The following is a 26,477-nucleotide window of genomic DNA, read 5'->3' on the forward strand; positions in this document are numbered from 1 at the left end:
TCACTTCAAAAAAATCAATGAATTTATTTCAAGTGTTTTATGATTTAATAGCAGGAGGCAACGCTTTAGCTTAATCAAAAAAACACTACAAAGAAGTGAGCTTCAGGAAGGGAAATTTCATTTAGCATCTATCTAAAGGGGAATAGCAATTTCAGGAAAGTCTATAATTAGCCTAACCTTCAAACTCATAAATAATAAATTTAGCCTTTTGATTAATAGAATTTAAATTAATCTGCCTCTATTCGTTATGACAAACACCGTCATTTAAAGACCACTATTTAAGTAGGCGCCTAGTAACTTAAAGTACTCAGCAAACGCTTGGTTAATTTTTTGCCTCTGCTCACCTTTAGGATAGAGGCCTAATTCTGCTTCTTGTGAGTAGCGACTACCTTTCACCAGAAAAGAATTAATTAAACTTGCGTCTTCTAAACCAGCATCTTCTACATAGGCTTCAAATGCTCTTGCACATAGCTCTTCGGGTAAGCTGTAATAAAGCTGGTTCAGCTTTTTATCAACTTGATTCGAGCAACTCACGAGCAAGCTGGGTGCTTGCTCACTTTCATCCAATAAAATGACTTTAAAGCAGTTCGATAACAAATCATTAAGCGGATGTTGTCGCATAGGGGCATCTAATAGCCAAGCTTTGGAAGCAAATACCATTTTAGATTGATAATGAAGGCCTTGATCAAAGCTAGGTAATGATTCAAATGCTTGGGAACCCAAGTAATGGTCAAGCGCATGAAACCATTCATGCGCTATGCTACCTGGACCTGCGTTTTTTGCTAATGAAAAACATCTCTCATGGGGAGAGTAATGAGCTGCAACGCCTGGGCGACCACCTCTCCCATACTGTAGTGATAGACTTGCTCGCAATGAAATTAGGTTTTCAGGTGCTTGCAATATTTTCATTAAAGTTATTAATGCGTAATAAAAGGAATGGGCTGCCTTTTTTTGCTCTTCAGGTGTTACCCATCGCCCTAATTGAATAGAGCGAAAATTAAAACGCTTTCGTATATCAACAAAACTTAGATCAGCGTTATCAAACTTATTCTTGATCTCAGGTTGGCCAAAACGATAAAACAAATGAGCTTTAGACATGTACAAACCAGTATAAAAATTACTTAGCAGATTCTCTTGTTACTAACTTCATTGATATAGAATTAACACAATGCCTTAGGTTCTTAGCCGTTAAGCCTTCCCCTTCGAAAACATGCCCAAGATGACCATCACAATTTGCGCAAACAATTTCAATGCGTCTACCATCAGCATCAGGTAGTTGTTTAACAGCTCCTTCAATTTCGTCGTCGAAGCTCGGCCAGCCACAATGCGATAAAAATTTATGCTCTGAATAAAATAAAGGTGCATCACATTGACGGCAAAGATAAACGCCCTCAGCTGTTGTATCTGTGTACTCTCCAGTAAAAGGTCGCTCTGTACCTTTATGAAGAATAACCTGCTGCTCTGCTGCATTTAAAGAATTAAGGGGCTTAGTCATCTGGCTCTCTCACTTAAATAAATATTTGCTTAAAGCACTTTGGATTAAACAAACTTGGTTTAGTTCTTTATTATATTACAAAAGGTGTAATTAATACTGAGATCCTATACATTCCCTTTTAAAAGGATTTTTGCATTAAGGCTTGAGAATTTGGCTATATTGATGGCCACCTTCAATATAACAAAAACAAAACAATAATCACAAACCCATAACCTATACCTATATTAATAATTACTACAATCCATAGGTTATTATCTTTCTCTCGCCTTATAGTCTTATCATTAGATAATTATATGGAGCCAACCATGGCCAGCTTAAGTACAGCGCAAGTCACCCAAGTCCATCATTGGAATGATGGGTTATTCAGCTTTAAAACCACACGAGATCCAGGCTTTAGGTTTAAAAATGGCCAGTTTGTAATGATAGGGCTTGAAGTCGACGCCAAACCTTTATTAAGAGCTTACAGTATCGCTAGCCCAAACTATGCTGATGAGCTTGAATTTTTCAGCATTAAAGTGGCCGATGGAGCCCTCACATCAAGACTGCAAAACATCCAAGTGGGTGAAAATATCATTCTTGGTGGAAAAGCGACTGGCAGCCTAATTGTTGATGATCTATTGCCTGGTAAAAACCTTTTTTTACTTGCCACAGGAACAGGCTTAGCTGCATTTATGAGTGTTATCCAAGACCCGGAAATTTATGAGCGTTTTGACAGAGTTATCTTAGTTCACGGCACAAGACATATCGCTGATTTAGCGTATCAAGATTTTATTGAGAATGAGCTGCCTGACAACGAATATCTAGGTGAAGAAATTAAAGAAAAGCTTAGCTATTACCCAACCGTCACCAGAGAAAGTTATAAGCATGAAGGGAGAGTGACCGAGCTTATTCGAAATGACAAACTTTGCCATGATTTAGATCTCCCTCCGATGAATCCAACAACTGACAGAGTGATGATTTGCGGAAACCAGTCCATGCTAGCCGAATGTCGTGAGCTTCTTGATGAAAGAGGGTTTAACATTTCTCCGCGAATTGGAGAAGCAGGTGACTATGTGATTGAAAGAGCGTTTGTTGAAAAGTAATCGTACTCAATCCCCCCAATAAAGTGCACCTTCACCCTTAAGGTGCACTGCTATTTAAAAGCCAACTTACTAGATACCTCCCTTTTAACACATAATTGAATAAGCATTATTCAAAGACTTGTTATCGCCTTTATTATTAACTTAAAACCTGCTCACCTTCGATACAAAAGCATAACAAAAAACAAAAAAAACTTTCTGTTAGACACTCGTCAAATTAGCGTATTCTGCTATCAGATTAAGAATTTACCTAAAGAAGTTTTCTCCAATTTAGACAAACACCTGTAAATGATTTACAGCGTTAAATGATGAAGGGAAGTATCAAATGGATAAATTAGAACAAGCTAAATATATTATTTTAACCTTCGGCATATTTTTGCTTTTAATTGCCAGTTTCTTGTTTTATCAATCCCTCCACCCTTTTAAAGACAGTCAGGAAACAAATGGACATGTTGTTCAACCAAGCTCATCACTTAACAAAGAGGTTAAGCAAGGTTTAATTGTTTCTTTCAAAACCTTATGGAATCAAAACATTGAGCTACACCTAAGCCAACCTCAGAACCTCTTACCTTTAAGGAAAGGGCAGTCTGTGCCTGTAATTTACAGTGAATCCGAGCCTGGTAGAGCAATACTAAAACCTCACCCGAGCTTAACATCACCTTTTAGTATTCTTGCCGACCTTGGTAGCGCAATGATTTTCTGTTTTCTATTAATCCATCTAAAAGACTTTAAAAAGCAACGCAAAGTTCGTTACTTACAAAACCACGGTATTGAAATTAAAACCGTACTACGTAGCGTCGAAGTAGATCCTGAACATGAGAGCAATGGTAAGAAGCCTTACCGTATTTATACGGAATGGTTAAATCCAAGCGCTACTGCGCTTCACATTTTCAAAAGTGATTATCTATTGTTTGATCCCAGCGAGATGCTAGAAGATAAAGAAGTCACGGTTCTTATTAAAAAGGATAATCCAAGCGAGTATTACTTAGACCTGTCTTTTTTATCGTCACCTAAAAAAGCGCCGAACTTTAAATGGTAAAAAAGCACCTGAGGCCTTAAGCGCAAAAATACTTTTACTATATTGTCTTGGTTGAAAGTTTTACCATAGCACCCCACTTTCAAACCTAATTCGATCCAATAGAAAATAAGAGTATTCCTTTGCAAATATTAATCATTGGTTATGTCTGGCCAGAACCTAATTCATCTGCTGCGGGTTCGCGCATGATGCAGCTCATCAGTAGCCTACAAAATGCGGATTTTTTAGTTCACTTCGCAACACCAGCCCAAACGACAGAACACATGGTGAACCTTAAGGGAATGGGTATCAGCACAAGCCAAATTGAACTAAATCAATCCAGTTTTGATGACTATATTGTCTCGCTAAATCCAGACATCGTAATTTTTGATCGCTTTATGATGGAAGAACAATTTGCTTGGCGAGTTGAGAAGTACTGCCCGACGGCGTTAAGAGTCCTAAATACTGAAGATCTACACAGCCTTAGAAGTGCACGGCATAAAGCAGTAAAGTCAGGACAAAGCTTTGAACTTAGCGATATGCACTCTGACCTTGGCATTAGAGAGATAGCCGCTATATTACGTAGCGATTTAACTCTGATGATTTCAGAGTATGAGTATCAGTTACTTCAAGACAAGTTTAATGTCCCTGCTTATCAGTTAATGCACCTTCCTTTTATGTTAGAAAGCATTGACCAAACAAAACTAGATTCACTCCCTTCCTTTGATGAAAGGGCACACTTTATTAGCATAGGTAATTTCCGCCACGAACCAAATTGGGATGCGGTATTACAACTTAAAACGGAAATCTGGCCAAAAATACGTAAACAGCTGCCTCTAGCACAGCTTCATGTTTATGGTGCCTACCCGCCACCCAAAGCCACCCAACTTCATAATGAAAAGCAAGGCTTCTTGATTAAAGGCTGGGCCAAGGATGCTAATCAGGTGATGCAAAATGCCAAGGTATGTTTAGCCCCCATTCGGTTTGGTGCAGGTATCAAAGGAAAGCTAGTTGAAGCGATGCAAAATGGAACATCAAGCATTACAACCTCAGTCGGTGCTGAAGCAATGCATGGAGATCTAGACTGGAACGGTGCAATCTGTGACGACAAAGAAACCTTCATTCAATCTGCAGTATCTGCCTATCAAAACAAAAGCGACTGGTTACAGAATCAAACTAAAGGCATAAAAATACTTTCTAATTTTTATGATAAAAATAAATGGCAATCAAAATTTATTGCGTGCCTTCTTGATTCAAAAGCCTCTCAAACACAGAATCGCCAACAAAATTTCATGGGATTAATGGTAAGACACCATAGTTTGAAGAGCACTCAGTATATGTCGCAGTGGATTGAGGCTAAAAATAAAGGATAAAAATACGGTAGTTTGCTTTTTTTCATAGGCTTCAAAAAATCACATTTATAGTCAAAGCCCCTAAATTTGGGGCTATCCTTCCTACTTAATAGTATTTACATGGCTAAGATAGCAACTAATACAAAATTAACTATGCTTATGCCCTTCTAATGCTGACTATTTATCCTGTATACTTGCGCGAAAATTTTTCGTCCAAACCTTATATATTAGAGTAATGTAATGGCTGACTTATCGCACTACAGAAACATTGGTATTTTTGCTCACGTTGACGCGGGTAAAACTACAACAACCGAACGTATTCTTAAACTTACCGGTATGATCCACAAGATCGGTGAAGTACATGAAGGCGAATCAACAACTGACTTCATGACGCAAGAAGCTGAACGTGGTATTACCATCCAGTCTGCAGCAGTAAGCTGTTTCTGGAAAGACCACCGTTTCAACGTTATCGACACACCTGGACACGTTGACTTCACAGTAGAAGTATATCGTTCTCTTAAAGTGCTTGATGGCGGTATCGGTGTATTCTGTGGTTCTGGTGGTGTTGAGCCTCAGTCTGAAACTAACTGGCGCTATGCTAACGATTCAGAAGTTGCTCGTATCATCTTCGTAAACAAACTTGACCGTTTGGGTGCTGATTTCTACCGCGTAACTGACCAAGTACGTGACGTACTAGGTGCAACGCCATTAATCATGGTATTGCCTATCGGTACTGAAGACCAGTTTACTGGTGTTGTTGACCTTCTAACTCGTAAAGCTTACGTTTGGGACGAAACTGGACAACCAGAAAACTACTCAATCGAAGACATTCCAGCTGACATGGTTGATGATGTTGAAGCTTACCGTGAACAGTTGATTGAAACTGCGGTAGAGCAAGATGACGACCTAATGATGGCATACATGGAAGGTGAAGAGCCTTCAATGGAAGATATCAAACGTTGTATCCGTACTGGTACACGTGACCTTGCTTTCTTCCCAACATACTGTGGTTCTGCGTTCAAGAACAAAGGCATGCAGATTCTTCTTGATGCTGTTGTTGATTACCTACCAAGCCCAACTGAAGTTGAGCCTCAAGACCTTACTGACGAAGAAGGTAATGCAAATGGCGAGAAAGCAATTGTATCTGCTGACGAACCTTTCCGTGCATTAGCATTCAAAATCATGGATGACCGTTTCGGCGCCCTAACCTTCGTACGTGTATACTCAGGTGTACTAAACAAAGGTGATACTGTACTTAACAGCTTCACTGGTAAAACTGAACGTATCGGCCGTATGGTTGAGATGCAAGCAGACGATCGTAACGAAATTAGCCGCGCACAAGCCGGTGACATCATCGCTATCGTTGGTATGAAAAACGTTCAAACAGGTCACACTCTTTGTGATCCTAAGCACGAATGTACACTTGAAGCAATGGTATTCCCAGAGCCAGTAATCTCTATCGCCGTAACACCTAAAGATAAAGGTGGTAACGAGAAGATGGGTATTGCTATCGGTAAAATGGTTGCAGAAGATCCAACATTCCGCGTTGAAACTGACCAAGAAACTGGTGAGACAATCCTACGTGGTATGGGTGAACTTCACCTAGATATCAAAGTTGATATCCTAATGCGTACCTACGGTGTAGACCTAGTTGTTGGTCAACCTCAGGTTGCTTACCGTGAAACTATCACTCAAGCAGTTGAAGACAGCTACACTCACAAGAAACAGTCTGGTGGTTCTGGTCAGTTCGGTAAGATCGACTACCGCATCAAGCCTGGTGAAGTGGGTACTGGTTTCACATTCAGCTCTTCTGTTGTTGGTGGTAACGTACCAAAAGAATTCTTCCCAGCTGTAGAGAAAGGCTTCAAGTCTATGATGGGCGAAGGTACCTTAGCGGGCTTCCCTGTTCTTGACGTTGAAGTTGAGCTATACGACGGTGGCTTCCACGCAGTTGACTCCTCTGCTGTAGCCTTCGAAATCGCTGCTAAAGGCGCTTTCCGTCAGTCTATGCCTAAAGCAGGTCCTCAGCTGATCGAACCTATCATGGCTGTTGACGTGTTCACTCCTGATGATCACGTTGGTGATGTAATCGGTGACCTTAACCGTCGTCGTGGTATGATCAAAGACCAAAACGCTGGCGTATCTGGTGTTCGTATTAAAGCTGACGTACCTCTATCAGAAATGTTTGGTTACATCAGTACACTACGTACTATGACATCTGGTCGTGGTCAGTTCTCTATGCTGTTCTCTCACTACTCTCCTTGCCCGAACTCTGTTTCTGAAGCAGTAATCGAAGCAGCACGTGAGAAAAAAGCTAACGCATAATTGCCGTTAGTCTTTGAGAAACACAAAAACCCGATGATGTAATCATCGGGTTTTTTTTGCCTAAAATTTATGATGTTTATAATGAATTGAAAAGTTACTGTTTCGCTCTCTTAAATAGTTAGCAAAGAAGCAGATGAGAAAAAGCCAACGATTAATCACCAGTAGTTTTCTACCTAAAATTTATGGCACTTAAAAGTCAGACACAAAAAAAGCCAAGATAATCTATCTCAGCTTTTCGCATCAATTCACCCTAAGAATAAACTAATAGCTTACTAACGCATCATACGTCCACTTGCCTGCTCACGCTCAGCCACCCTCTGCATAGTTTCTTTGCGCTCTTGATACTTCATGCGACTCCAAGCTGTAATCTCTTTCACACTACGGTGACAGCCGATACAAACATCATTATCATCTAAGCAACACAAAGACATGCAAGGAGACTTAATTTCAGGCTCCGCATTTTGCACTTCAACATCAGACAAACTCTATTCCCCACAAATAAAGGAATAATAACAATTTATCAGTAATGTCGTCAGTTAAATTAGTAAAGCCTTTTTTTCAACTTCAGCAGGCCTTCCAAAATAGTATCCTTGTGCTAAGCCACACCCCAAACGCCCTAGGACCTGCCTTTGGCTTTCACGCTCAACCCCTTCAGCAATCACCCTAATTGAAAAAGCGTCTGCTATAGCAAGAATCGCGCTCACAAGGGCAAGATCGGATTCATCATTAGCAATATCCGCTACAAATCGACGATCTATTTTTAGAATATCAACAGGGATACTTTTTAAGTAAGCAAGTGAAGAGAAGCCTGTACCAAAGTCATCTAAAGCGAGACGATAACCAGCCTCCCTCACCTTCTCTAACCACAATCGAGTATTCATTGAATCCTTCAACAAAACCCCTTCGGTTATTTCAAGAATAATATTTTCGGGTGCCAAGTTATATCGACTTAGTTGATCAGTCATCCAACCAACACCAAGAAGACTAGGAATCTGATAACAAGAGAGATTGATGGACACATAAATTCGCTTTGCATGTTGCTTTTGCAAGTCACAAAAACCCTTCAAAACCTTAACGTACACAACCTCAAACAAATCTTGAATTAAACCTAGCTCTTCAGCACAACTTACAAAAACATCAGGCGCAACAACCTGACCAGAAGAGGTCGTCCACCTTGCCAATGCTTCATAGCCAAGCACTTCGTGGCTTGAAAGATCAACAATAGGCTGAAAAGCAACACGTATATCTTGCTTTAGAATTGACTCACGCAGCTCAAGCTCAAGCTTTCTAGCAGTGAGAACATCTTCCGACATCTGCCCTGTATGAAAAACATAGCGCCCTTTTCCTAACTCTTTCGCTTTATACATAGCAAGGTCTGCAAGACGTAATATTTCTTCGACATCCTCAACATTTCGAGATAATGCGATCCCAATGCTCGCCCCTGTATGCACTAAGCTTGCTTCGATAACAAAAGGCTCTTTCAAGGCATCAACCACAGTCTGAGCAAGCCGCTCAAGTTCAGAAATTTGTGAGAATGTCGGTAGCATAATGACAAACTCATCTCCCCCTAAACGAGAAACTGTATTCGCATCACCTATGACATTAGTGAGCACTTGAGTCACTTTTCGCAGTAGACTGTCACCTACACTATGCCCTAGCGAATCATTGATTCGTTTAAAGTTATCTAGGTCTAAATACATCAATGCACATTGGCTTTTTTCTTTGCAGCAAACCTCTAACTGATTTGCCATTAATTCATGAAAATAAGCCCTATTAGGCAAGCCTGTTAAGTGATCAAAATTAGCTCTAAATTCAATTGCCTCTAAACGGGCTTTTTTATGAGTAATATCACTAAATACAGCAAGGAATTCATATATCTCACCCTTTTCGTTTTTTAGGGCTGTAATTGTTTGCCACTGAACATATAAACTGCCATTTTTACGCTTATTCCATACCTCCCCATACCATTGCCCGTCTTGGTAAAGCGCTTTATAAACCTGACTATAAAAGCTCGCATCGTGCTGACCCGAACTCAACATTGAAGGATTATTACCTATCATTTCATCAGCACTGTAGCCTGTAATATCAGTAAATGCTGGGTTAACTGCTCTAATTTTAGAGTCTACACCTGCGAGTAAAATACCTTCTTTTGTAGAGTTGAAGACAGCCTTATATTGCGAGTTTTTATCAGCTAGTAATTTTTCTTGAGTGACATCCTTGATCACAACCAAAACCGCACAAAACTCACCATCAAACAGAAATGGTGTCATTGACACCTCTAAACAAGCAAAACTCTGAAGGGTAAACTCAAAGCTCACTTGTGGACTATCTTTTGTTAAAGTTTGCTCATATTCACAACACATGGCAGTTAAGTCAGCGGGTAAATTTAAATCATGATGACAGAGAGGGGCTTGGGTAGATTTTTTCGAGCTAAAGTAACTTAGTAATTCGGAGTTAACCGCCAAGTACCTGCCATGCAGATCTTTTAAATAAGTGAGACCGGGCAGATTTTCAATGAAAACGCTGATTTGCTTTTCTTCAATTAACAATGCAGATTACCTCGTTAATACATCCTTGTTAGCTTCCTTGATATCCGCTCCAGAACGTCGGCTACATAGTGCTTACACCATCAAAATAATGACACTAGTAGGTTCATGACTAAAGCGTGAGGCGCACTTTTTGTGATGTAGAGCAAGGTATAGACAAACTTAGTGACACTGCATTAAGACAAAACAAACCTTTTATAAGATAAATTTAAGAATAAAAAAGCCACCTCATTGAGGCAGCCTTAAATAGAAGTTAGAGACGCATTGTTTAGCTTATTTGCGCTTTTATCACATCGGCTAGTAATGCGATTGAATGATCCAGTTTATCTTCTGGTACACGAGCAAAACTCAAACGAATATTACTATCATAGGCATCGCTATTATTTGGATAAAAAGGCGTGCCAGGTAAAATTAGCACCTTTTGTTCTAGCGCATCTGCCAAGACTTTTTTCGAAGACACTCCTTCAGGCAAGGTCAGCCAGACAAACATACCACCAGCTGGTTTTTCAAACTGCACAAGATCACCCAAATACTTATCTAACGCTAGCATCATGGTATCACGCTTAGCTTTATATACTTTCTGAAGCTTTTCTAAATGCGCCGGAAACTCACCTGTTGCCAAGTAGCTAGCAATTAGGTTCTGACCTAAGCGGTTAGTATGTAAATCCGTCGCCTGCTTAAGCTTCACCAGATATGGCGCGATATCAGCGCAAGAAACCAAATAGCCCGTTCTTAATCCAGGCCATAAAACCTTAGAGTAACTTCCCATATAAATCCATGGAGCAGTTTTAAGCATGCTAGAAATAGGCGTTCTATCAACATTTTCAAAACACAGATCACGATAAGGATCATCTTCTATTAATAAAATGCCCTTTTCATCTAATAAGGCTGCAATCTCTTGACGACGTTTCAAGCTATAACAATGGCCGGCCGGGTTTTGAAAGTTTGGAATTAAATAAACGGCTTTTGGCTGATGCTTATCAATTAGCTCACGCATGACAGAGACAGACATACCTTCATCATCCGCAGCGACATCCTGAATTTGAGCACCTTGCAGTTTAAATACTTGTATCGCCGCAAGGTAAGTAGGCTGCTCAGTCAAAATCATTGATTCGCTATCTAAAATCAAACGACTCACAATATCTAACCCTTGCTGTGACCCATTCGTGATGAGAGTCTGGTCAAAACCAGCCTGAATACCACGCTCAGCAACGGTTGCAACCACTTGCTCACGCAAGACTGCCTCACCCTCACTTGGCCCATATTGACGACTATCAGCAACGCTTTCCATATTGGGAAAAGCGGGCATATAAGCTTCATCAGGCAGACCACCAGCAAAAGATAAAATATCGGGTTGCTGACTATAATGTAGAAGCTCACGTACAAGAGAACTCTCCATTTGCTGCGAATTTGCGGTTAACAACTGAGACAACTTCATTCAAAACTTCCTAACACATATTCTAATTTGACAGAATTTTATCAAGACCTTCAAAGATTCAAACAGACAGGCCAAGTAATTGCTGAGCATACAGATAAAAAAAAGTCATTTTATACAGGATAAAACCAGACAGAGAAAGTAAAGAGCACCTGTTTCCTAAAGCTTTTATGAACATAAAACCAAAAGCCTTAAATCAAACAAGCTTTTAGGCTTAAATATCAACATAAAAACTAACAGGTATGACCAATTTTAGTTTTAATTATTTGATAAATCGCCTTTGACAAAGCTAATTTCAATAAGTAGTTTGAGATTTAACTATTAAAACAAATTGGTCATACCAAAGTGAGCAAGAAATGAAGTATCAAGAATTCTTAGATCAAGTAAAAGCCTTATGTGCTGAAAATAACATCATAGAAGACCCATTACGAACACTTGCTTACGGTACAGACGCCAGCTTTTATCGACTCATTCCTAAAGCTGTCATTAAAGTCGAATCCATCCCAGAAGTCGTTTACATAATAAAAGCAGCGAATAAGTACGCCGTACCCATTACCTTTCGGGCAGCGGGTACGAGTTTATCAGGACAAGCCATTACGGAGTTTGTACTCATCTCACTGGGTAACAAATGGCAAAATTATAAGATCCTTGACGAAGGCAAAATAATACAACTTGAGCCAGGCATTATCGGCGCACAAGCAAATAAATACTTAGCACCTTATGGCCGTAAGATTGGTCCTGATCCAGCTTCCATTAGTTCTGCTAAAATTGGAGGTATAGCCGCAAATAATGCTTCCGGCATGTGTTGTGGCACTGCGCATAATACCTACCATACACTCGAATCAATTCATTGCATTATGGCCGATGGTAGCCAGTTAAATACTGCTGACCCAACATCGGTTTCTCAATTCAAGCACACTCACCACACTATGCTTGAAGCTTTGTCGCTTTTAGCCCAAGACGTTAAGAATGACCCAGAGCTAAAACAAAAAATTGAACACAAATATCGCCTTAAAAACACGACCGGCTATGCACTAAACGCGCTGACAGACTTTACTGATCCTATCGATATTCTTGCCCATTTATTAATAGGCTCTGAAGGCACTCTTGGCTTTATTGCCAATGTTTCTTATCGCACCATGATTGAAGAAAAGCACAAGGCATCTGCTTTAATCTTTTTTAATGATATCCAAGCAGCTTGTGACGCCGTTAGCCGCTTAAAACACACACCTGTTGCTGCTGTTGAACTCATGGATTGGCCCGCATTAAATTCTGTACGCCATCATGATGTGATTAGCCAAACGATAACTCAATTAGAAGAAGGGTCCTGTGTATTACTTGTTGAAACCAGAGCCCAATGTCTCCACCAGTTAGAAAATCAGGTAGACAAAATCAATCAAGTACTCAACCAAGCAGGAGAACCCGCCTGCCTTGATTATCAATTTAGCCAAGATGCTAGTTTATGTGCTCAGTATTGGGCAATTCGTAAAGGCGTTTTTCCTGCTGTTGGTGCGATAAGGAGTACAGGCTCTACCGTATTAATTGAAGATGTCGCCTACCCAGTTGCAGAGCTCGCTAATGCGGTTAATGATTTGCACAAACTGTTTGAAAAGTGGCATTACCATGATGCCGTCATTTTTGGTCATGCATTAGAAGGAAACTTACACTTTGTTTTCCCACAATCTTTTGATACTCAAACCGACATAGATAGATACGATGGTTTAATGAAAGATGTCGCCAACATGACGGTTGGCAAATACCAAGGTTCACTAAAAGCTGAACATGGTACAGGCCGTAATATGGCTCCCTTTGTTGAACTGGAATGGGGCCAAACAGGTTATGGTGTAATGGAAAAAATCAAACAGATATTTGACCCCACAGGCATCCTTAACCCTGGGGTAATTCTAAACAACAATAAAAATATTCATTTAGAAAACATAAAGCCATTACCCGCCAGTAATCCGTTAATTGATGCCTGCATTGAGTGCGGCTTTTGTGAAAGTAACTGCCCTTCAAAAGACCTAACGCTTTCCCCAAGACAACGCATTGTCATTAGCCGTGAACTTTCACGTTTAGCGACAGCACCTGAAGAGAAAGAACGTTTAGCAGCACTTGAAAAAGATTACCAATATCAAGCCATTGATACCTGTGCAGGCTGTGGACTTTGTAGCATGGCATGCCCTGTTGGAATCAATACAGGTGATTTAACTCGTCATTTGCGACAAGAAAACAATAAGCTTAATACAAATAAAGCAAAATGGGCTGCCAAGCATTTTGATACCAGTACTAAAGTCATTAAGGTAGCACTTGATAGTGCCAATATCACACGCAATATCATTGGCAATAAAACCATGTCAAAACTGGTTTCTCAAGTAAACAAAGTAAGCCAAGGTACGGTGGGAGAATGGCGACCAAATACACCAAAAGCTAATCACTGGCTGAAAGAAGCAAGGGCAAATAAAGGTAATCATACTAAGAAAGTGGTGTATTTCCCTTCTTGTGCCAACCGAACCTTAGGCATAGATCCAGATCAACAAGATTCACGAAGTCTGACTCAAGTCATATTCGAATTATTAGACAAAGCAGGCTTTGATGTCATTCTCCCTAAACAGGTTTCAGACCTTTGCTGTGGTATGCCATTTCAAAGCAAGGGCTTTTTTGAACAAGCAGATGAAAAGCGAAACCAGTTAAACCAAGCACTCCTCAATGCTTCTGAAAGCGGGAAGTGGCCAATTTTGTTTGATACTAGCCCCTGCATTAATAGTGCAGATCAAGGCTTAGACAAAAAACTCGATGCTTATGACCCTGTTCAATTCGCCTTAGAGCATTTAGTGCCAGCACTTAATATCCAAAAAAGTAGCGATAGTATTAGCCTTCATGTCACATGTAGCACGAAAAAAGCAGGATTAGAGCCGAGTATGCTAAACCTAGCAAATTTGCTGTGTGACAATATTTATGTGCCTGACGACATAGGCTGCTGTGGCTTTGCAGGCGACAAGGGGTTTTCGCATCCAGAGCTTAACCAAAGTGCTTTAGCTAATCTTAAGCAGCAATTACCAAAAGAGTGCGAACGAGGAATTTCATCAAGTAGAACTTGTGAGATTGGTTTGAGCGAACACGCAGGGGTTCCTTATCAATCTCTATATTATTTATTAGATGAAGTAAGCCAAACGAAGAGAGCTGATTAAGGGTTTACTTAATCAGCTCATATTACAGTAACATTAGATAATGACATGGACGTCATTATCTAGTTCAGCATCACTTCAATTTGCTGATCTTTTTGCAACCAAATTTCGTTCACCCAAAGCTGGAAGGCGTTGCGAAAGTCCTCATCTTCTAAATAATTACCAATGCGCTCTTCAGAGATAGGAAGCACTCGGATATGCACTTTCACTTCTTTAACTTTACCACCAAGATAATCCCAAAAGCTTGGAATACCGTTTGGATAAACCAAGGTGACATCCAATAAATTGTCTAGCCTTTCGCCCATTACAGAAAGTGCAAAAGCTAACCCGCCTGCTTTTGGTGTTAACAGATGATTAAACTTTTTACCTTGCTTCTCATGCTTACTGGTAGTCAGCCTTGTTCCCTCTAAAAAATTCATCACGGTAACAGGAGAAAATTGATACTTTTCGCAAGCTTTACGAGTTACCTCGATATCTTTGCCTTTTAATTCAGGACGCTTTGCGATTGCCGCTTTGCTATAGCGCTTCATAAAAGGAAAATCGAGTGCCCACCAAGTTAAGCCTATAAAAGGAACCCATATAAGCTCTTGTTTTAGAAAGAATTTAAGGAAAGGGATTTTGCGATTAAATATTCTTTGTAGAATTAAAATATCAACCCAAGACTGATGATTTGAAATGAGCATATACCAAGCTTGTAAAGACAAACGTTCTTGATCATAACGTGTCACTTTCGTTCGCCCTAAAAGGGACTGGTTTAAATTATTTAAAGCGATCCAATAAGTCGCCATTTTATCGATAATAAGATTAAGTTTTCCCCGCACCCAAATATTCGGGATTAATACTTTAATCACACCAAGGGCAACCACTGGCGTAAACCAAAACAATGTATTTAACACTATCAGAACAAGTGACAGAGAAGCCTTTAAATGAAAAGAAATATTACTCATAACAGCACCAATAAAACATAACAGGCATGCATAATACTGTTTTTTTATGATCAACAAAAGAGAGCTCACCCCACCTAGTTAAAATAGCGAATAGGCATTACTCAATGGGTGTGATAAACCGGTCTTAGCAAGAAACCTTAGCACTATGCTTTAACTCTTTTGAAAGTGCGATCAACTCTGGCTTCACGTGCTTTTCATAATCTTTGTGTAACACAAAAGGCAGTAGGAATGGCAAGGCAATTGCCCAAGGTATCCAAGCGCCGGACACATTACCTAATGGGCCTGTAAGCAGCCAAGTCAAAATTAAAAATAGGCAAGTTAATTTCACAACCACCCAAGGTTTGAAAAATACTTTAGAACGTATTAGTGCTAGTCTCCATGCCCTACGGCGGGTCTTATCATCTAACTTTCTAACAACTTCATCATGGAAACGGAACGGGGGCATATCACTCACTTAAACAATAAACTTAAAACAAATAATCAATTACGCTTTTTAGCGACAATCAAATCGGAGGGCATTATAAAGCGCCTAGATTGATTAAAAAACACCCAAATCAATATTTTTCCTCTTTATTTACACAAGCAACATCTAGTCAGTTTGGGTCGATTAGTCGTATGCTTCAGGGTAAATTGAACTTAATATAAATTGAAAACCAGATGGCCTATGAACCTTCTTTCTACATTAAAACTTAAATATAAACTTTTTATCATTTTTGCCGTATCCAATATCCTTATCATTGGCAGTATGTGGCAGATTTATCAGTGGAGTTTTGACCAAGGCTTTTTCAATTACGTGATTCAGCAGGATAAGTCCTATCTTGGACAAATGGCCAACCGTTCCGCCAATCTCTATATTTATTATGAGGATTGGGACTTTCTAGTATCTGAAAGCCGCCTTGAAGAAGATTGGAAAAAAGCAAAGCTTGCCAGTACAGCGGATATGGTGCCCTCACCTCTCACACCAAATTTGGATCTAATTTATCCATCTCAGCAATATCGTAAACGCTTTTTACTGTATAACGCTGACAAAGAAACTCTCATTGGTGAAATTCCCTTTAAATATGCACTGACACAAAAGGTAAAAGTAGCAGGGGAAGTGGTAGGTTATGTGGGATTAAGGTCTCTAAAGGAAGTCGTGCAACATCACACCATAGAATTTGTGAAAAAGCAGGCTGAGTCCTTCTTACTTATTTCTGCGTTTATGATTGCCATTGTGGCCTTATTTACTTGGAGTCTCGCTAAGGCAATGAGTCGCCCTATTTGTCAAATGAGTCAAGCAACAAGACAACTGGCATCGGGCAGTTACAGCACACGTCTACCGACCAATAGTCGTGATGAATTAGGTATGCTGGCATTCGACCTTAACCACCTAGCAAGCACGCTTCAAAATACAACAGAAGCAAGAAAGCGTTGGGTTGCTGACACGGCACATGAACTACGAACACCACTTGCCATTTTGCGAGGTGAAATTGAAGCCATGCAAGATGGCATCATTAAAGTGACTCCAGACAGCTTAGGCTCCTTATTAAATGAAACCGTACATCTGGGACGTTTGATAGAAGACCTTAACCAGTTATCTATGCATGACACAGGTAACATGGACTATAAGATGGAAGAGCACGATGTCGTTGATGTGCTTGAGCAAACTGTCGCTAGTATGCAAAGATCTTTTGAAGAAGCTAACCTTAACTTATCATTAACTTTTGATAAGAAACGCGCTATACCGATTACAGCTGATGCGAACCGTTTAAATCAATTGTTTTCAAATTTGATGAGTAACACGCTAAAATACACATCAGCACCTGGAGAGTTAAGCATTCATGTTCAAAAGCAAAAACACGCAGTGGTTATTAGCTTTGAAGATTCAGCACCAGGTATTTGCTCCGAAGACATTGAAAAAATATTCGAACGTTTTTATCGAACAGAATGCTCAAGGAACCGCAAAACAGGCGGTCGAGGTTTAGGATTAGCTATCTGCCGTAGTATTGTAAACGGTCATAGAGGTACAATTAGCTCTTATTCTTCAAGCAAACAAGGTCTTGGTATACGTATCGAGCTACCGCTAACTTAATTTAGGAATATCAAGCAGATCATGAGTAAAATATTAATTGTTGAAGACGAACCTAAATTAGCTGAATTGCTAACCGCTTATTTAGCTCAATCTGGCTATGAAAGCCATCACCTAGACCGTGGTGATATTGTCATTGATTACCTAAAACAAAATCATGTTGATCTTATTTTACTAGACCTTATGCTACCGGGTCTTGATGGCATGGAAATCTGCAAGCAAGTTCGCTTATTTAGTAATGTGCCTATCATAATGCTAACGGCTAAAGCTGAAGAAATTGACCGCTTACTTGGTTTAGAAATGGGCGCAGACGATTATGTTTGTAAGCCTTATAGCCCAAGAGAAGTAGTGGCACGAGTAAAAGCAAACCTAAGACGTGTTGGTTTTGACCAAATTGAAGAGCCTAAAACAGAAGGCTTTGAACTAGATGTAGATAGACTTCGTGTTACTTATAAAGGTGAGTTAATCGATCTCACAACAGTAGAATTCCAACTACTGCAATTGCTTATTAGTGAACCTGGCCGTGTATTCGGTCGTGAAATCATTATGAAGCGTATTTATACAGATAGCCGAGTAGTCAGTGATAGAACGATAGACAGCCACATTAAGAAGCTACGTAAGCGTATTTCCATGGTTGCCCCTGAATTGAATGTTATCCATTCCGTTTATGGTGCAGGCTATCGCTTCGAAAATAACGACTAGAAAACAACAACTAGTTGGTTATTTAATATTCAATATGCCGTATTGTACGGCTTATTGAATAACTTTTCTTTTGCCTCAGAGACCCTCAATGGAAAGCTTTCTCTCGGTTCTAAATTTCTCCGTTTCCATTACCTTACCCATTTTTTTCATTCTCGCTCTAGGTGCATTACTAAGCTACCTTAGGATGATTAATGATAATTTTATCGATGTAGCCTCTAAGCTTGTTTTTAATATCACTCTCCCTGCTCTACTTTTTATCAGCATTGTTAAAACGGATTTAACTCAATCTACCGACTTTAGTTTGCCAATCTTTGCCGTGACATGTGTTTTTATACTCTTTTTAGTGTTTGAGTTCCTCAGTGCTAAACTGGTAACAAACAAGGCAGACAGAGGCGTCATAGTACAAGGCGCTTTTCGTTCTAACATGGGAATAATTGGTTTAGCCTATTGTGTTAATGCCTATGGCGACAGCGTGTTTTCTATTGCATCTATCTACCTAGGCAGTGTCACTGTCCTATTCAATATTTTATCTGTTATTACGTTAAATCGATCTTTCAATAAACAAGCCAATATCACAAACACCTTAAAAGGTATTATTAAAAATCCACTTATTATCAGTATCGTTTCCGCCACGATCATTTCAAGTTTAGAGATCAACTTACCTGAAAGCCTTTTAAAGACAGGCGGTTATTTTGCTCAAATGACACTCCCTCTTGCCCTTTTATGTGCAGGTGCCACTTTGAGTTTTAGTGCGCTAAAAAACGACTTACCTTTATCTTCAATGGCAAGCATTGGAAAACTAATCATTAAGCCTTTGGTTTTGACCCTTGCAGGGATTCTATGGGGCTTTAGAGGCATGGAACTTGGCGTTATCTTTTTGATGTCATCAGCCCCTTCAGCATCAGCAGGCTATATCATGGTGAGAGCCATGTCAGGAAATGCTAAACTTGCGGCTAACATCATAGTATTAACCACTATGTTTTCGTTAATTAGTACCAGTATAGGTATTACATTACTGCGCACTTATGGACTAATTTGATTAAAGCTCTATTTCATTAATCTAATATTAGGACTGAATCGCTTTCGCCCACAATTAGCCTAGCTAGGATAAAATTTTGAATTTTAGCTATAAAAAGCACAAATTAGTTTTCATTAGCAGTAGCCTACTTGCTGCCAGCTTCCTCTTTGCCATTGCACACTTTTTTGCCAGCCAAGCTTTGATGCTAAAGCTACATCAACAAGGCCAAAATCAGCTATTAACTTATGTTGCAGATTTGAGGCGTGAATTAAATGAATACCGTCATATGCCTTATTCCGTGACAGATAACCCGGCCATTAGAGAGTTCATATCTAACCCTCAACCAACACCTTACCTGAGAGGTTATCTTGAAGATATTGCCAAGGTATCTGGCGCCAATGACTGGTTCATTCTTAATCAAGATGGCGATATTCTGCTCTCAACCAATGACAGAGGTAAAAGCGTACTCGACCCTTTTTTCTCCCAAAAAGAGCTTGCTAAACAATTAATCAAACAACAGGGAGAAGCTGGCCTTCTAACAGGCTACAACAAGGAATACACCCAATCGGCCCAATTACTTACTGCGCCTATCTATGGTTCTGGTCAGTTACTTGGTGCCGTTGCAATACAAATACAACTCTCTCACTTGATAGAAAGCTGGACAGTGTCGGGCGAAATTATTGCCATAACAGACAGAGAGAAAAACCTCTTTTTAGCTAATGATGACCTTAACTGGTCCAGAGATAAAAAGAGTCTGCAATCCGGGTTACGCTACCCTCTCATTGAAGGCACTAAGACCTATCAAATCAAGATAGAAAACAAAGACTATATGCTACATAGCGTAATATTGGATGACCTTGAATGGCAGCTTCATTATTTATCCCCCATGAAGAGCAGTAAGCAAACGGCAAACTACATTGCTTTTGTATGCCTCATGATTGGGTCGCTTTTAATTGTATTTGCTCTTTACCGTAACGAGAGAGCGCTAAAGATTGCATCAAAAATAGAAAACGAGCGACTACTTGAACAAAATGAGCAAAGACAAAAAGCGTTAATTGAAAAAACCCATGTGGGCTTAATTCAGCTTGATAATGTTGGGAATATTTTATTTATTAACCCAACAGGCCAAGCGTATTTCAGACATCAGTCTCAGCTAATTGGGCAACACTTAAGTGAGTTATTGGCATTACCTAAAAGTTACCCAAGCACCCACCAGCAACCGAGTCTAAGCCTTAATGATTTTTATCAAGCTCCAAATATTAAGGAGCAAGAGATTTGGCTAAAACGTGCTAATAAAGAAAACTTTCCTGCCCTTATTTCTATTTCTGCAATTAACTGGGCACATTCAAGCGGCTTCCTAGTGACTCTGATTGATATCTCCAAACGTAAACAAGCTGAGCAGGCCTTGATTGCAGCAAACAATAGCTTAGAAAGCCGTGTTGAGGCCCGTAGCAACGAATTAAAAGCAGCTCAGAAAGAGTTATTGAGAGCGGAGAAACTCGCCGCTATAGGTCAAATGTCTACCGCTATTGCCCATGAATTAAACCAACCTCTTACTGGGCTTCGTACCTTGGTTTATACCGCTGAGCTATTACTTAACAGAAACCAGATTAAAGAAACGCAAACAACCTTAAGCCAAGTAGAAGCCATGATAGGTCGAATGCACAAACTTACCAGTGAGTTAAAAGTAATCGCTTACCAAAGACCTGAACAGTTAGGCCCAACTCGATTAGAAGATTGTATCGACAAAGCATTTATTAGCCTTGGCGATAGAGCAAATGAACTGGAACTTAAAATAGACTTAGACGAGAAATATGTCAGTGCGGAATCAACTCGCTTAGAGCGTATTTTTGCTAATTTACTAAGTAATACTCTCGATGCCTGCATAGAGCACAAAATTGCAGCAAAAATTAGTTTTACTAGTCAATTAGTTAATAACAAGGTGCAAATTAACATTGAAGATAACGGACCAGGAGTAGATGAAACGAGTTTACTACACCTGTTTGAACCCTTTTATACCAGTAAATCTATAGGTAAAGGCCTAGGACTAGGGCTTGCTATCAGTGCAAACCTAGCAAAAGACATGCAAGGCACACTTGTTACAGAACAAAATAGTTATTCTGGCCTTACTTTTATCCTAACATTGGAGCAGGCAACCCTTTGAAAACCAAGCATACTAAAACCACCTTACTCTTAGTGGATGATGACCAGCTCGTTCGTGAAACAACTGCACAATGGTTGCGGTTATCCGATTATGAGGTGCAAGAGTTTGATAACGCCCAAACCTTACTTGCTGAATTTGATGTGAACAGAAACGCCATCGTCATCAGTGATATTAGAATGCAGCCTCTTGATGGTTTAGGTTTGATGTCACAACTCCTTGCACTCGCGCCAAGATTGCCCGTGATACTTATTACAGGCCATGGTGATATCGACATGGCTGTCAAAGCCTTAAGAGATGGCGCGTTCGATTTTCTTGAAAAACCTTTTGATCCCAATCGTTTGCTAGAAACAGTGGCAAAAGCCTGTGCTCAAAGGGAGCTAGACGCTCAACAAAGGCAGCAGAAAGACTACCTTGCAAATGTAAAAGGCATTGAAGAGCTAATTCTTGGCAAAAGCGTTGAAATTCAAGCCATTCGCGAACAAATCAAAACCTTTGCTCAAATTGATACCAATGTCATCATTTACGGCGACACGGGCTGTGGTAAGGAGCTAGTTGCGCAAGCTCTACATGAGCACAGCCATAGACGTGATAAACCTTTTATGGCGATTAACTGTGCGGCTATTCCTGCAGACTTGTTTGAGAGCGAACTCTTTGGCCATGAAGCCGGTGCATTTACAAGTGCACAGAAGCAACGTATAGGTAAATTAGAATTGGCCAGCGGCGGTAGCCTTTTTCTCGATGAGATAGAAAGCATGCCTTTAGCTATGCAGATCAAACTATTAAGGGTATTGCAGGAAAACACCTTAGAGCGAGTCGGTGGAAATAAATCTATTAAGGTTGACCTTAGAGTACTTGCCGCTGCAAAAGGTAACCTACAAGCACAAGAAGCCTTTCGCCAAGACTTATTTTTTAGACTTAATGTCTCACAGGTACACCTGCCGCCTTTACATGAACGAGGCGATGACATCCCACTATTGTTTGAGCACTTTTGCCAACTCGCTTGTGCAGAAAAGAACACAAGCTTTCGAGCATTAAGCCCCATGGACCACGAAACTCTCATGCTCTATGGCTGGCCTGGTAATGTGCGCGAACTAAGAAATGTCGCCCTAAGATATGCATTAGAAGCTAACAGTACGATTGTGAAAATTTTAAGTGGCTACCAAGCCCAAAGCTCACATATCAACCTGTCGCCGCTTCCTTTAAGCGTTAAGGTTCAAGAGTACGAAAGAAACTTAATAGACCAAGCATTACGTGATTTTAAAGGGAACATCCAAAGCACCTTAGACTTTTTACACTTACCGAGAAGAACACTAAATCAAAAGATGCAACGATATGGCCTGAATCGCAGTGACTATCTAGATGAAAGCTAAAATGAAGACCTAAACAAAGCGCTATTAAGAGTCACTCCCGTCTAGCAGCTTGATTCTGCTAAGACGGGATAGCTTTAGCAGAATCATCCCTCCTCTCCCTCAATCGCTAAACAAATTAAGCCTTAAATTAAGCATTTCCTAAAATAATTAAACTTTTAATGAGAATGACTTGCATTTGCATTTGATTGATATTATAAATAGTAATCATTATCAAATACGAAAGGTTAGGACCAATGCGCGTAAGCATTAATGACATTTATAACGAAGAAGGAGAAGTATCATCACTTATGTCTGATACTTTTTCAGGGTATAAAAATACCTATCAATTAATGTCTGGTTTAACGTTAACGCAACAAGAAATTAAGTGTTTTCAAGACACTGTATTTTTTGAGCAGGCTGAAAGAGGAATATATTTTTCTCTAGTAGGGAAAAAGTCAGTTTACTCTCCAACTGATTTGGACTCCTTACAAGTCTCTTATTTTGATAATGATGTCGCAGGCGAATTCGAAGTAAAGGCAGATGAAGTGCGTAGCTTAATTCAAGTTCATTTTGAACCTGAATTACTTGCTAGTGCACTGAATGAAAAGCAAGAGAGTCTAATCGGTTTTTTAAAGACACTTATGCATAAAATTGCCCCTACAAAAAGTGTGGTTTGTTTACCGATAACAAATAAAAACCATACAAATATTAAGCCATTAATCGAAAATAACACTCAAAGGCAACTTAGTTTAGTGGGTCAGATCTATGCTTTTGCATTTTTAGCGCTAGAACAGATGCAAACCTTGTCTCACATGTTGTCCTGCAATGAATGCCAAAGTAAACTATTCAATGTACAAAATTTGCTAGAAGCAGATATTGGCATAACGAAAGAACTTACTGAGTTTGCATACCAAGCAGGTTTGAGTGCTGATGCGTTAGAATTGGGCTTTTATCATCTTGTTGGTCAAACGGTTACTCAATACCGAGATCAAATAAGATTAAAACGTGCCGCGGCTATGTTACGTACTGACCACTATTCGCGATCTGAAATTGTGGCGAAAACCGGTTTTTCTGAAGACCAGTTTGAAGCTATGTTTATTAAACAGTTTGGCGTACCTACAAATCAGTATGGTCAAGTACATTAAGTTCTTTAACATATTTCTAGAATACGTTTTTAGAACCATTTTATGGCCCAAGTTTAGGCCAAATAGTTAGGAGAGTTAAAGTGTCACCTGATACACCTATTGCCATTGTTTATGGAACAGATACAAACAACACAGAAGAAATTGCTCATAAAATTGCAAAACAATGGACAGAGCTTGGACATACAACAGAGATTTTTAATATCAGCGACATCGATGCTGATACGCTAGCTCAATATGAGTTCTTGATTTTAGGTATTCCTACTTGGGACTTTGGTGGTATTCAGTCCGACTGGGAAGACATAGGAGAAGATCTTGCAGCACTAAACTTAAAGGGCAAACTAATTGCACTTTACGGTTTGGGTGACCAGTTTGGTTACGGCGACTATTTTGTCGATGCTATGGGCTGGATATACGAGCACCTTCAAAACTCAGGTGCAACCTTTATTGGTTCTTGGTCTACTGAAGGTTACGACTTCACAGCCTCAAGAGCTTGTATTGAAAATAATGATCAATTTATCGGTCTTGCAATCGATGAAGATCAACAATTTGAACTCACTGACGAACGTGTTGAGCAGTGGGTCATCCAACTTTACGCTGAAATGATGGCTGAAGCTGAATAGAAGACCTATGACTGGCGCATTGATAATGCACTGAGGCAAAACGACTCATAATTTGGAACTCCACTCATTCGCTGCCCCGAATGACCAAATTCGCCTTATATCAATGTTGGTCTTTATTGAGTCCATCGTACAAGTGTGAAGCACGCAGGCAACCTAAACTCTCCTGCCAGGTTGTCTGCGTTTTATTATCTTAAACTTGATAATAAATATGAAAATAGCATGGCTTTTTCATAAAACTGCTTACTTCTTCTTGTTATTTATCATAATCTTAAGCAACTAAAACTATTTAATTGCGACGTTATGAACTTATCCCTTTCAGATCTAGTTATTCTATTTTCCCTTGGATTATTCGTTTATCTATGGTGGTTGGGTAAAGCGGTGAAAGAAAGTGCTATCCCTCAAGTAAAACAGCACTGTAAAAAATTTAATGTACAGCTGCTGGATGACACCATCTCACAAGAAAAAACTCGCATCGTTTGGCATAAAGGCCAGATAAAAATAAAGCGCCAATTCAGTTTTGAGTTTACCTCTACTGGTGAAGCTAGATATCAAGGTAACATTTGCTTCATCAACCAGAAACTTGAAACCATTAACCTTGACCCTCACCACTTTTAAAACTGTATGAGCTTATAAGTCTTTCGATAACCCCCCTCTTCCAACTTCTTCTCTTTCTATTGTGCGCACCAAATCGGTTCGCTCAATATTTTTTTATATTTAGCAATATGATTTAAAATCAAAAATAATCTAAATTATTCAATAACTTAAAATCAGATCCTATTATATATCTCAGACTGGTATAGCTATTGCTTATAGAGTGTAAACCCACTTTCGCATAAGCCAAGCACCTATGCCGAAACATCAAGGAGAACATATGAGGGTATTTCATCCAGGCATAGCAATTATGTCATCCATCTCAAATCCACTCAGATTTACACTAATCACTTTTCTTACTTGTATTTGTTTTTTGCTAATTGTATACCCAAGCCATCAGGATCAAATTTTCATTAGCCTCCTTGCTTTAGTTATTTTGCTCTACGCAAGCCTTTCGGCACTCTACTTAGGCCAACAAAGGCTTTCTAACATAAGTAATCATATTCAGGACCTAAATAAACTCTCAACTATTAACCTCTCTAGTAATGACACCGACTTTAATGAATTGGTAACCCAAATAAACTTACTGATACGACAGTTAGAAAGAAAGAATCTACTGATTGATAATTGTGCAAGTGAAACACAATACACTGCGGACGAACTAGGCCAAGCTTCCACACATCTTGCTCAAGATGCGAACCAAGAACACCTCACACTCAATGCAATAACGAGTACAGCGGAGGAAATGAATAGCACCGTTGCGCAAATAGCCAACCAGATAACAGAAACTAAAACGTTAGCAGATGATACTCAAAATGCATCGACACAAGGTATAACGGCCGTAAATACTTTAGCAAAAACCTTAGTTCAGCTTGATGATGAAATTAAAACTAATAGAGTCAATATTGAGCAATTAGATAAAGACACGCAGAACATCAAGGACTTCATAACTAATATCACCCTAATTAATGATCAGATAAACCTACTGTCTCTCAATGCTGCCATAGAGTCAGCAAGAGCGGGTGAGGCAGGTAGAGGCTTTGCTGTAGTGGCAAATGAAATCAGATTGTTAGCTACACGAACACAAGATGTCACAGACGAGATAACCAATCTGATTGATCAAGTTAAAACTCAAGTACAAATATCCAACCTCACTAGTCAGCGTATCAGTGAGCTCAAACAAGAAAGCCAACAAACCACCAAGACAACAGACCAACAACTTAAGCAGATACAGATTGCAGCGAGTCAAACGCATGACGCTGCCATCACTGCCAACACCTTCGTTATCGACTTTAGTAAAGCGAATGATGACTTATGTTTACGCCTTCAAAATATTGCAAACCTAAGCGAAAAGAACAGCTTGTCCAGTCGAGATACACAAGAAATGGTGACTTATCTAACTTGGCTTTCAAAAAAACTCGAATCTCATAAGGATTAATTT

Annotated in this window: 21 protein-coding genes; 14 read left to right on the forward strand and 7 right to left on the reverse strand. The window is 39.6% G+C overall.

Translation table 11 applies throughout. The features are described 5' to 3' along the window. Positions 1–264 precede the first annotated feature (264 nt). Complete coding sequence (locus tag Q0A08_RS08000; RefSeq protein WP_438466095.1) at positions 265–1,098, reverse strand: CLCA_X family protein; 834 nt, start codon at positions 1,096–1,098, stop codon at positions 265–267. Between the two features lie 19 nt (positions 1,099–1,117). After that, entirely contained in the window at positions 1,118–1,495 is a 378-nt protein-coding gene (locus Q0A08_RS08005) for a methionine-R-sulfoxide reductase (RefSeq protein ID WP_438466097.1), read from the reverse strand. Positions 1,496–1,800: 305 nt separating this feature from the next. On the opposite strand from Q0A08_RS08005, the gene Q0A08_RS08010 reads away from it, so the two are divergent. From Q0A08_RS08010 to fusA, 4 genes are all read left to right on the forward strand, one after another. Then, positions 1,801–2,577, forward strand: coding sequence for a ferredoxin--NADP reductase (locus Q0A08_RS08010; RefSeq protein ID WP_438466099.1), 777 nt, complete (start codon positions 1,801–1,803; stop codon positions 2,575–2,577). A gap of 322 nt (positions 2,578–2,899) precedes the next feature. After that, complete coding sequence (locus Q0A08_RS08015) at positions 2,900–3,613, forward strand: DUF3592 domain-containing protein (RefSeq protein WP_438466101.1); 714 nt, start codon at positions 2,900–2,902, stop codon at positions 3,611–3,613. 119 nt (positions 3,614–3,732) lie between these two features. After that, entirely contained in the window at positions 3,733–4,962 is a 1,230-nt protein-coding gene (locus Q0A08_RS08020; protein WP_438466103.1) for a glycosyltransferase family 4 protein, read from the forward strand. A 219-nt stretch (positions 4,963–5,181) separates the two neighbouring features. Beyond that, entirely contained in the window at positions 5,182–7,266 is a 2,085-nt protein-coding gene (gene fusA, locus Q0A08_RS08025) for an elongation factor G (RefSeq protein WP_438466105.1), read from the forward strand. Between the two features lie 272 nt (positions 7,267–7,538). Here the strand turns inward: fusA and Q0A08_RS08030 are convergent, their stop codons facing one another. From Q0A08_RS08030 to Q0A08_RS08040, 3 genes are all read right to left on the reverse strand, one after another. Continuing rightward, positions 7,539–7,748 carry a DUF1289 domain-containing protein gene (locus Q0A08_RS08030; protein ID WP_438466106.1) on the reverse strand — a complete coding sequence of 70 codons (210 nt, stop codon included), beginning with the start codon at positions 7,746–7,748 and terminating at the stop codon, positions 7,539–7,541. Positions 7,749–7,802: 54 nt separating this feature from the next. After that, positions 7,803–9,815: a sensor domain-containing protein gene (locus tag Q0A08_RS08035; protein ID WP_438466108.1), complete on the reverse strand. Its 2,013-nt coding sequence runs from the start codon at positions 9,813–9,815 to the stop codon at positions 7,803–7,805. A gap of 265 nt (positions 9,816–10,080) precedes the next feature. Continuing rightward, positions 10,081–11,250 (reverse strand): PLP-dependent aminotransferase family protein, encoded by a 1,170-nt coding sequence (locus Q0A08_RS08040; RefSeq protein WP_438466110.1) that lies wholly within the window; start codon positions 11,248–11,250, stop codon positions 10,081–10,083. 353 nt (positions 11,251–11,603) lie between these two features. On the opposite strand from Q0A08_RS08040, the gene Q0A08_RS08045 reads away from it, so the two are divergent. Beyond that, positions 11,604–14,435, forward strand: a complete 2,832-nt coding sequence (locus tag Q0A08_RS08045; RefSeq protein WP_438466112.1) for an FAD-binding and (Fe-S)-binding domain-containing protein — start codon at positions 11,604–11,606, stop codon at positions 14,433–14,435. 59 nt (positions 14,436–14,494) lie between these two features. Here the strand turns inward: Q0A08_RS08045 and Q0A08_RS08050 are convergent, their stop codons facing one another. Both Q0A08_RS08050 and Q0A08_RS08055 read right to left on the reverse strand, forming a co-directional pair. After that, entirely contained in the window at positions 14,495–15,379 is an 885-nt protein-coding gene (locus Q0A08_RS08050) for an acyltransferase (RefSeq protein ID WP_438466114.1), read from the reverse strand. Between the two features lie 124 nt (positions 15,380–15,503). Next, positions 15,504–15,824 (reverse strand): hypothetical protein, encoded by a 321-nt coding sequence (locus tag Q0A08_RS08055; protein WP_438466116.1) that lies wholly within the window; start codon positions 15,822–15,824, stop codon positions 15,504–15,506. Positions 15,825–16,043: 219 nt separating this feature from the next. Here Q0A08_RS08055 and Q0A08_RS08060 point away from each other — a divergent pair, with 219 nt between their 5' ends. The 9 genes from Q0A08_RS08060 (at position 16,044) to Q0A08_RS08100 (ending at position 26,474) form a co-directional block, all read left to right on the forward strand. After that, entirely contained in the window at positions 16,044–17,450 is a 1,407-nt protein-coding gene (locus Q0A08_RS08060) for an ATP-binding protein (RefSeq protein ID WP_438466118.1), read from the forward strand. Positions 17,451–17,471: 21 nt separating this feature from the next. Beyond that, positions 17,472–18,149 carry a response regulator gene (locus Q0A08_RS08065; protein ID WP_046019002.1) on the forward strand — a complete coding sequence of 226 codons (678 nt, stop codon included), beginning with the start codon at positions 17,472–17,474 and terminating at the stop codon, positions 18,147–18,149. An 88-nt stretch (positions 18,150–18,237) separates the two neighbouring features. Then, positions 18,238–19,188, forward strand: a complete 951-nt coding sequence (locus tag Q0A08_RS08070) for an AEC family transporter (protein WP_438466120.1) — start codon at positions 18,238–18,240, stop codon at positions 19,186–19,188. Positions 19,189–19,264: 76 nt separating this feature from the next. Next, complete coding sequence (locus Q0A08_RS08075) at positions 19,265–21,331, forward strand: sensor histidine kinase (protein ID WP_438466122.1); 2,067 nt, start codon at positions 19,265–19,267, stop codon at positions 21,329–21,331. Continuing rightward, positions 21,328–22,701, forward strand: a complete 1,374-nt coding sequence (locus Q0A08_RS08080; RefSeq protein WP_438466124.1) for a sigma-54-dependent transcriptional regulator — start codon at positions 21,328–21,330, stop codon at positions 22,699–22,701. The genes Q0A08_RS08075 and Q0A08_RS08080 overlap by 4 nt, the downstream gene beginning before the upstream one ends. Positions 22,702–22,934: 233 nt before the next feature. Then, a complete protein-coding gene (locus Q0A08_RS08085; RefSeq protein ID WP_438466126.1) occupies positions 22,935–23,825 on the forward strand; it encodes a helix-turn-helix domain-containing protein in 891 nt (296 codons plus the stop codon). Between the two features lie 80 nt (positions 23,826–23,905). Next, positions 23,906–24,445: a flavodoxin gene (locus Q0A08_RS08090; RefSeq protein WP_438466128.1), complete on the forward strand. Its 540-nt coding sequence runs from the start codon at positions 23,906–23,908 to the stop codon at positions 24,443–24,445. A 300-nt stretch (positions 24,446–24,745) separates the two neighbouring features. Further along, entirely contained in the window at positions 24,746–25,060 is a 315-nt protein-coding gene (locus Q0A08_RS08095; RefSeq protein ID WP_438466130.1) for a DUF3301 domain-containing protein, read from the forward strand. A gap of 256 nt (positions 25,061–25,316) precedes the next feature. Then, positions 25,317–26,474: a methyl-accepting chemotaxis protein gene (locus Q0A08_RS08100; RefSeq protein ID WP_438466132.1), complete on the forward strand. Its 1,158-nt coding sequence runs from the start codon at positions 25,317–25,319 to the stop codon at positions 26,472–26,474. Positions 26,475–26,477: the final 3 nt, after the last annotated feature.

This window comes from Marinomonas sp. PE14-40, assembly GCF_051623805.1.
Lineage (GTDB): Bacteria > Pseudomonadota > Gammaproteobacteria > Pseudomonadales > Marinomonadaceae > Marinomonas.

What these genes read in the sequence shown, in the direction of transcription:
- Q0A08_RS08010 (WP_438466099.1), top strand. Translation starts at nt 1,801, where the DNA reads ATGGCCAGCTTAAGTACAGCGCAAGTCACCCAAGTCCATCATTGGAAT.
- fusA (WP_438466105.1), top strand. Translation starts at nt 5,182, where the DNA reads ATGGCTGACTTATCGCACTACAGAAACATTGGTATTTTTGCTCACGTT.
- Q0A08_RS08005 (WP_438466097.1), bottom strand. Translation starts at nt 1,495, where the DNA reads ATGACTAAGCCCCTTAATTCTTTAAATGCAGCAGAGCAGCAGGTTATT.
- Q0A08_RS08055 (WP_438466116.1), bottom strand. Translation starts at nt 15,824, where the DNA reads ATGCCCCCGTTCCGTTTCCATGATGAAGTTGTTAGAAAGTTAGATGAT.
- Q0A08_RS08095 (WP_438466130.1), top strand. Translation starts at nt 24,746, where the DNA reads ATGAACTTATCCCTTTCAGATCTAGTTATTCTATTTTCCCTTGGATTA.
- Q0A08_RS08100 (WP_438466132.1), top strand. Translation starts at nt 25,317, where the DNA reads ATGAGGGTATTTCATCCAGGCATAGCAATTATGTCATCCATCTCAAAT.
- Q0A08_RS08060 (WP_438466118.1), top strand. Translation starts at nt 16,044, where the DNA reads ATGAACCTTCTTTCTACATTAAAACTTAAATATAAACTTTTTATCATT.
- Q0A08_RS08000 (WP_438466095.1), bottom strand. Translation starts at nt 1,098, where the DNA reads ATGTCTAAAGCTCATTTGTTTTATCGTTTTGGCCAACCTGAGATCAAG.
- Q0A08_RS08065 (WP_046019002.1), top strand. Translation starts at nt 17,472, where the DNA reads ATGAGTAAAATATTAATTGTTGAAGACGAACCTAAATTAGCTGAATTG.
- Q0A08_RS08070 (WP_438466120.1), top strand. Translation starts at nt 18,238, where the DNA reads ATGGAAAGCTTTCTCTCGGTTCTAAATTTCTCCGTTTCCATTACCTTA.
- Q0A08_RS08085 (WP_438466126.1), top strand. Translation starts at nt 22,935, where the DNA reads ATGCGCGTAAGCATTAATGACATTTATAACGAAGAAGGAGAAGTATCA.
- Q0A08_RS08040 (WP_438466110.1), bottom strand. Translation starts at nt 11,250, where the DNA reads ATGAAGTTGTCTCAGTTGTTAACCGCAAATTCGCAGCAAATGGAGAGT.
- Q0A08_RS08045 (WP_438466112.1), top strand. Translation starts at nt 11,604, where the DNA reads ATGAAGTATCAAGAATTCTTAGATCAAGTAAAAGCCTTATGTGCTGAA.
- Q0A08_RS08050 (WP_438466114.1), bottom strand. Translation starts at nt 15,379, where the DNA reads ATGAGTAATATTTCTTTTCATTTAAAGGCTTCTCTGTCACTTGTTCTG.
- Q0A08_RS08015 (WP_438466101.1), top strand. Translation starts at nt 2,900, where the DNA reads ATGGATAAATTAGAACAAGCTAAATATATTATTTTAACCTTCGGCATA.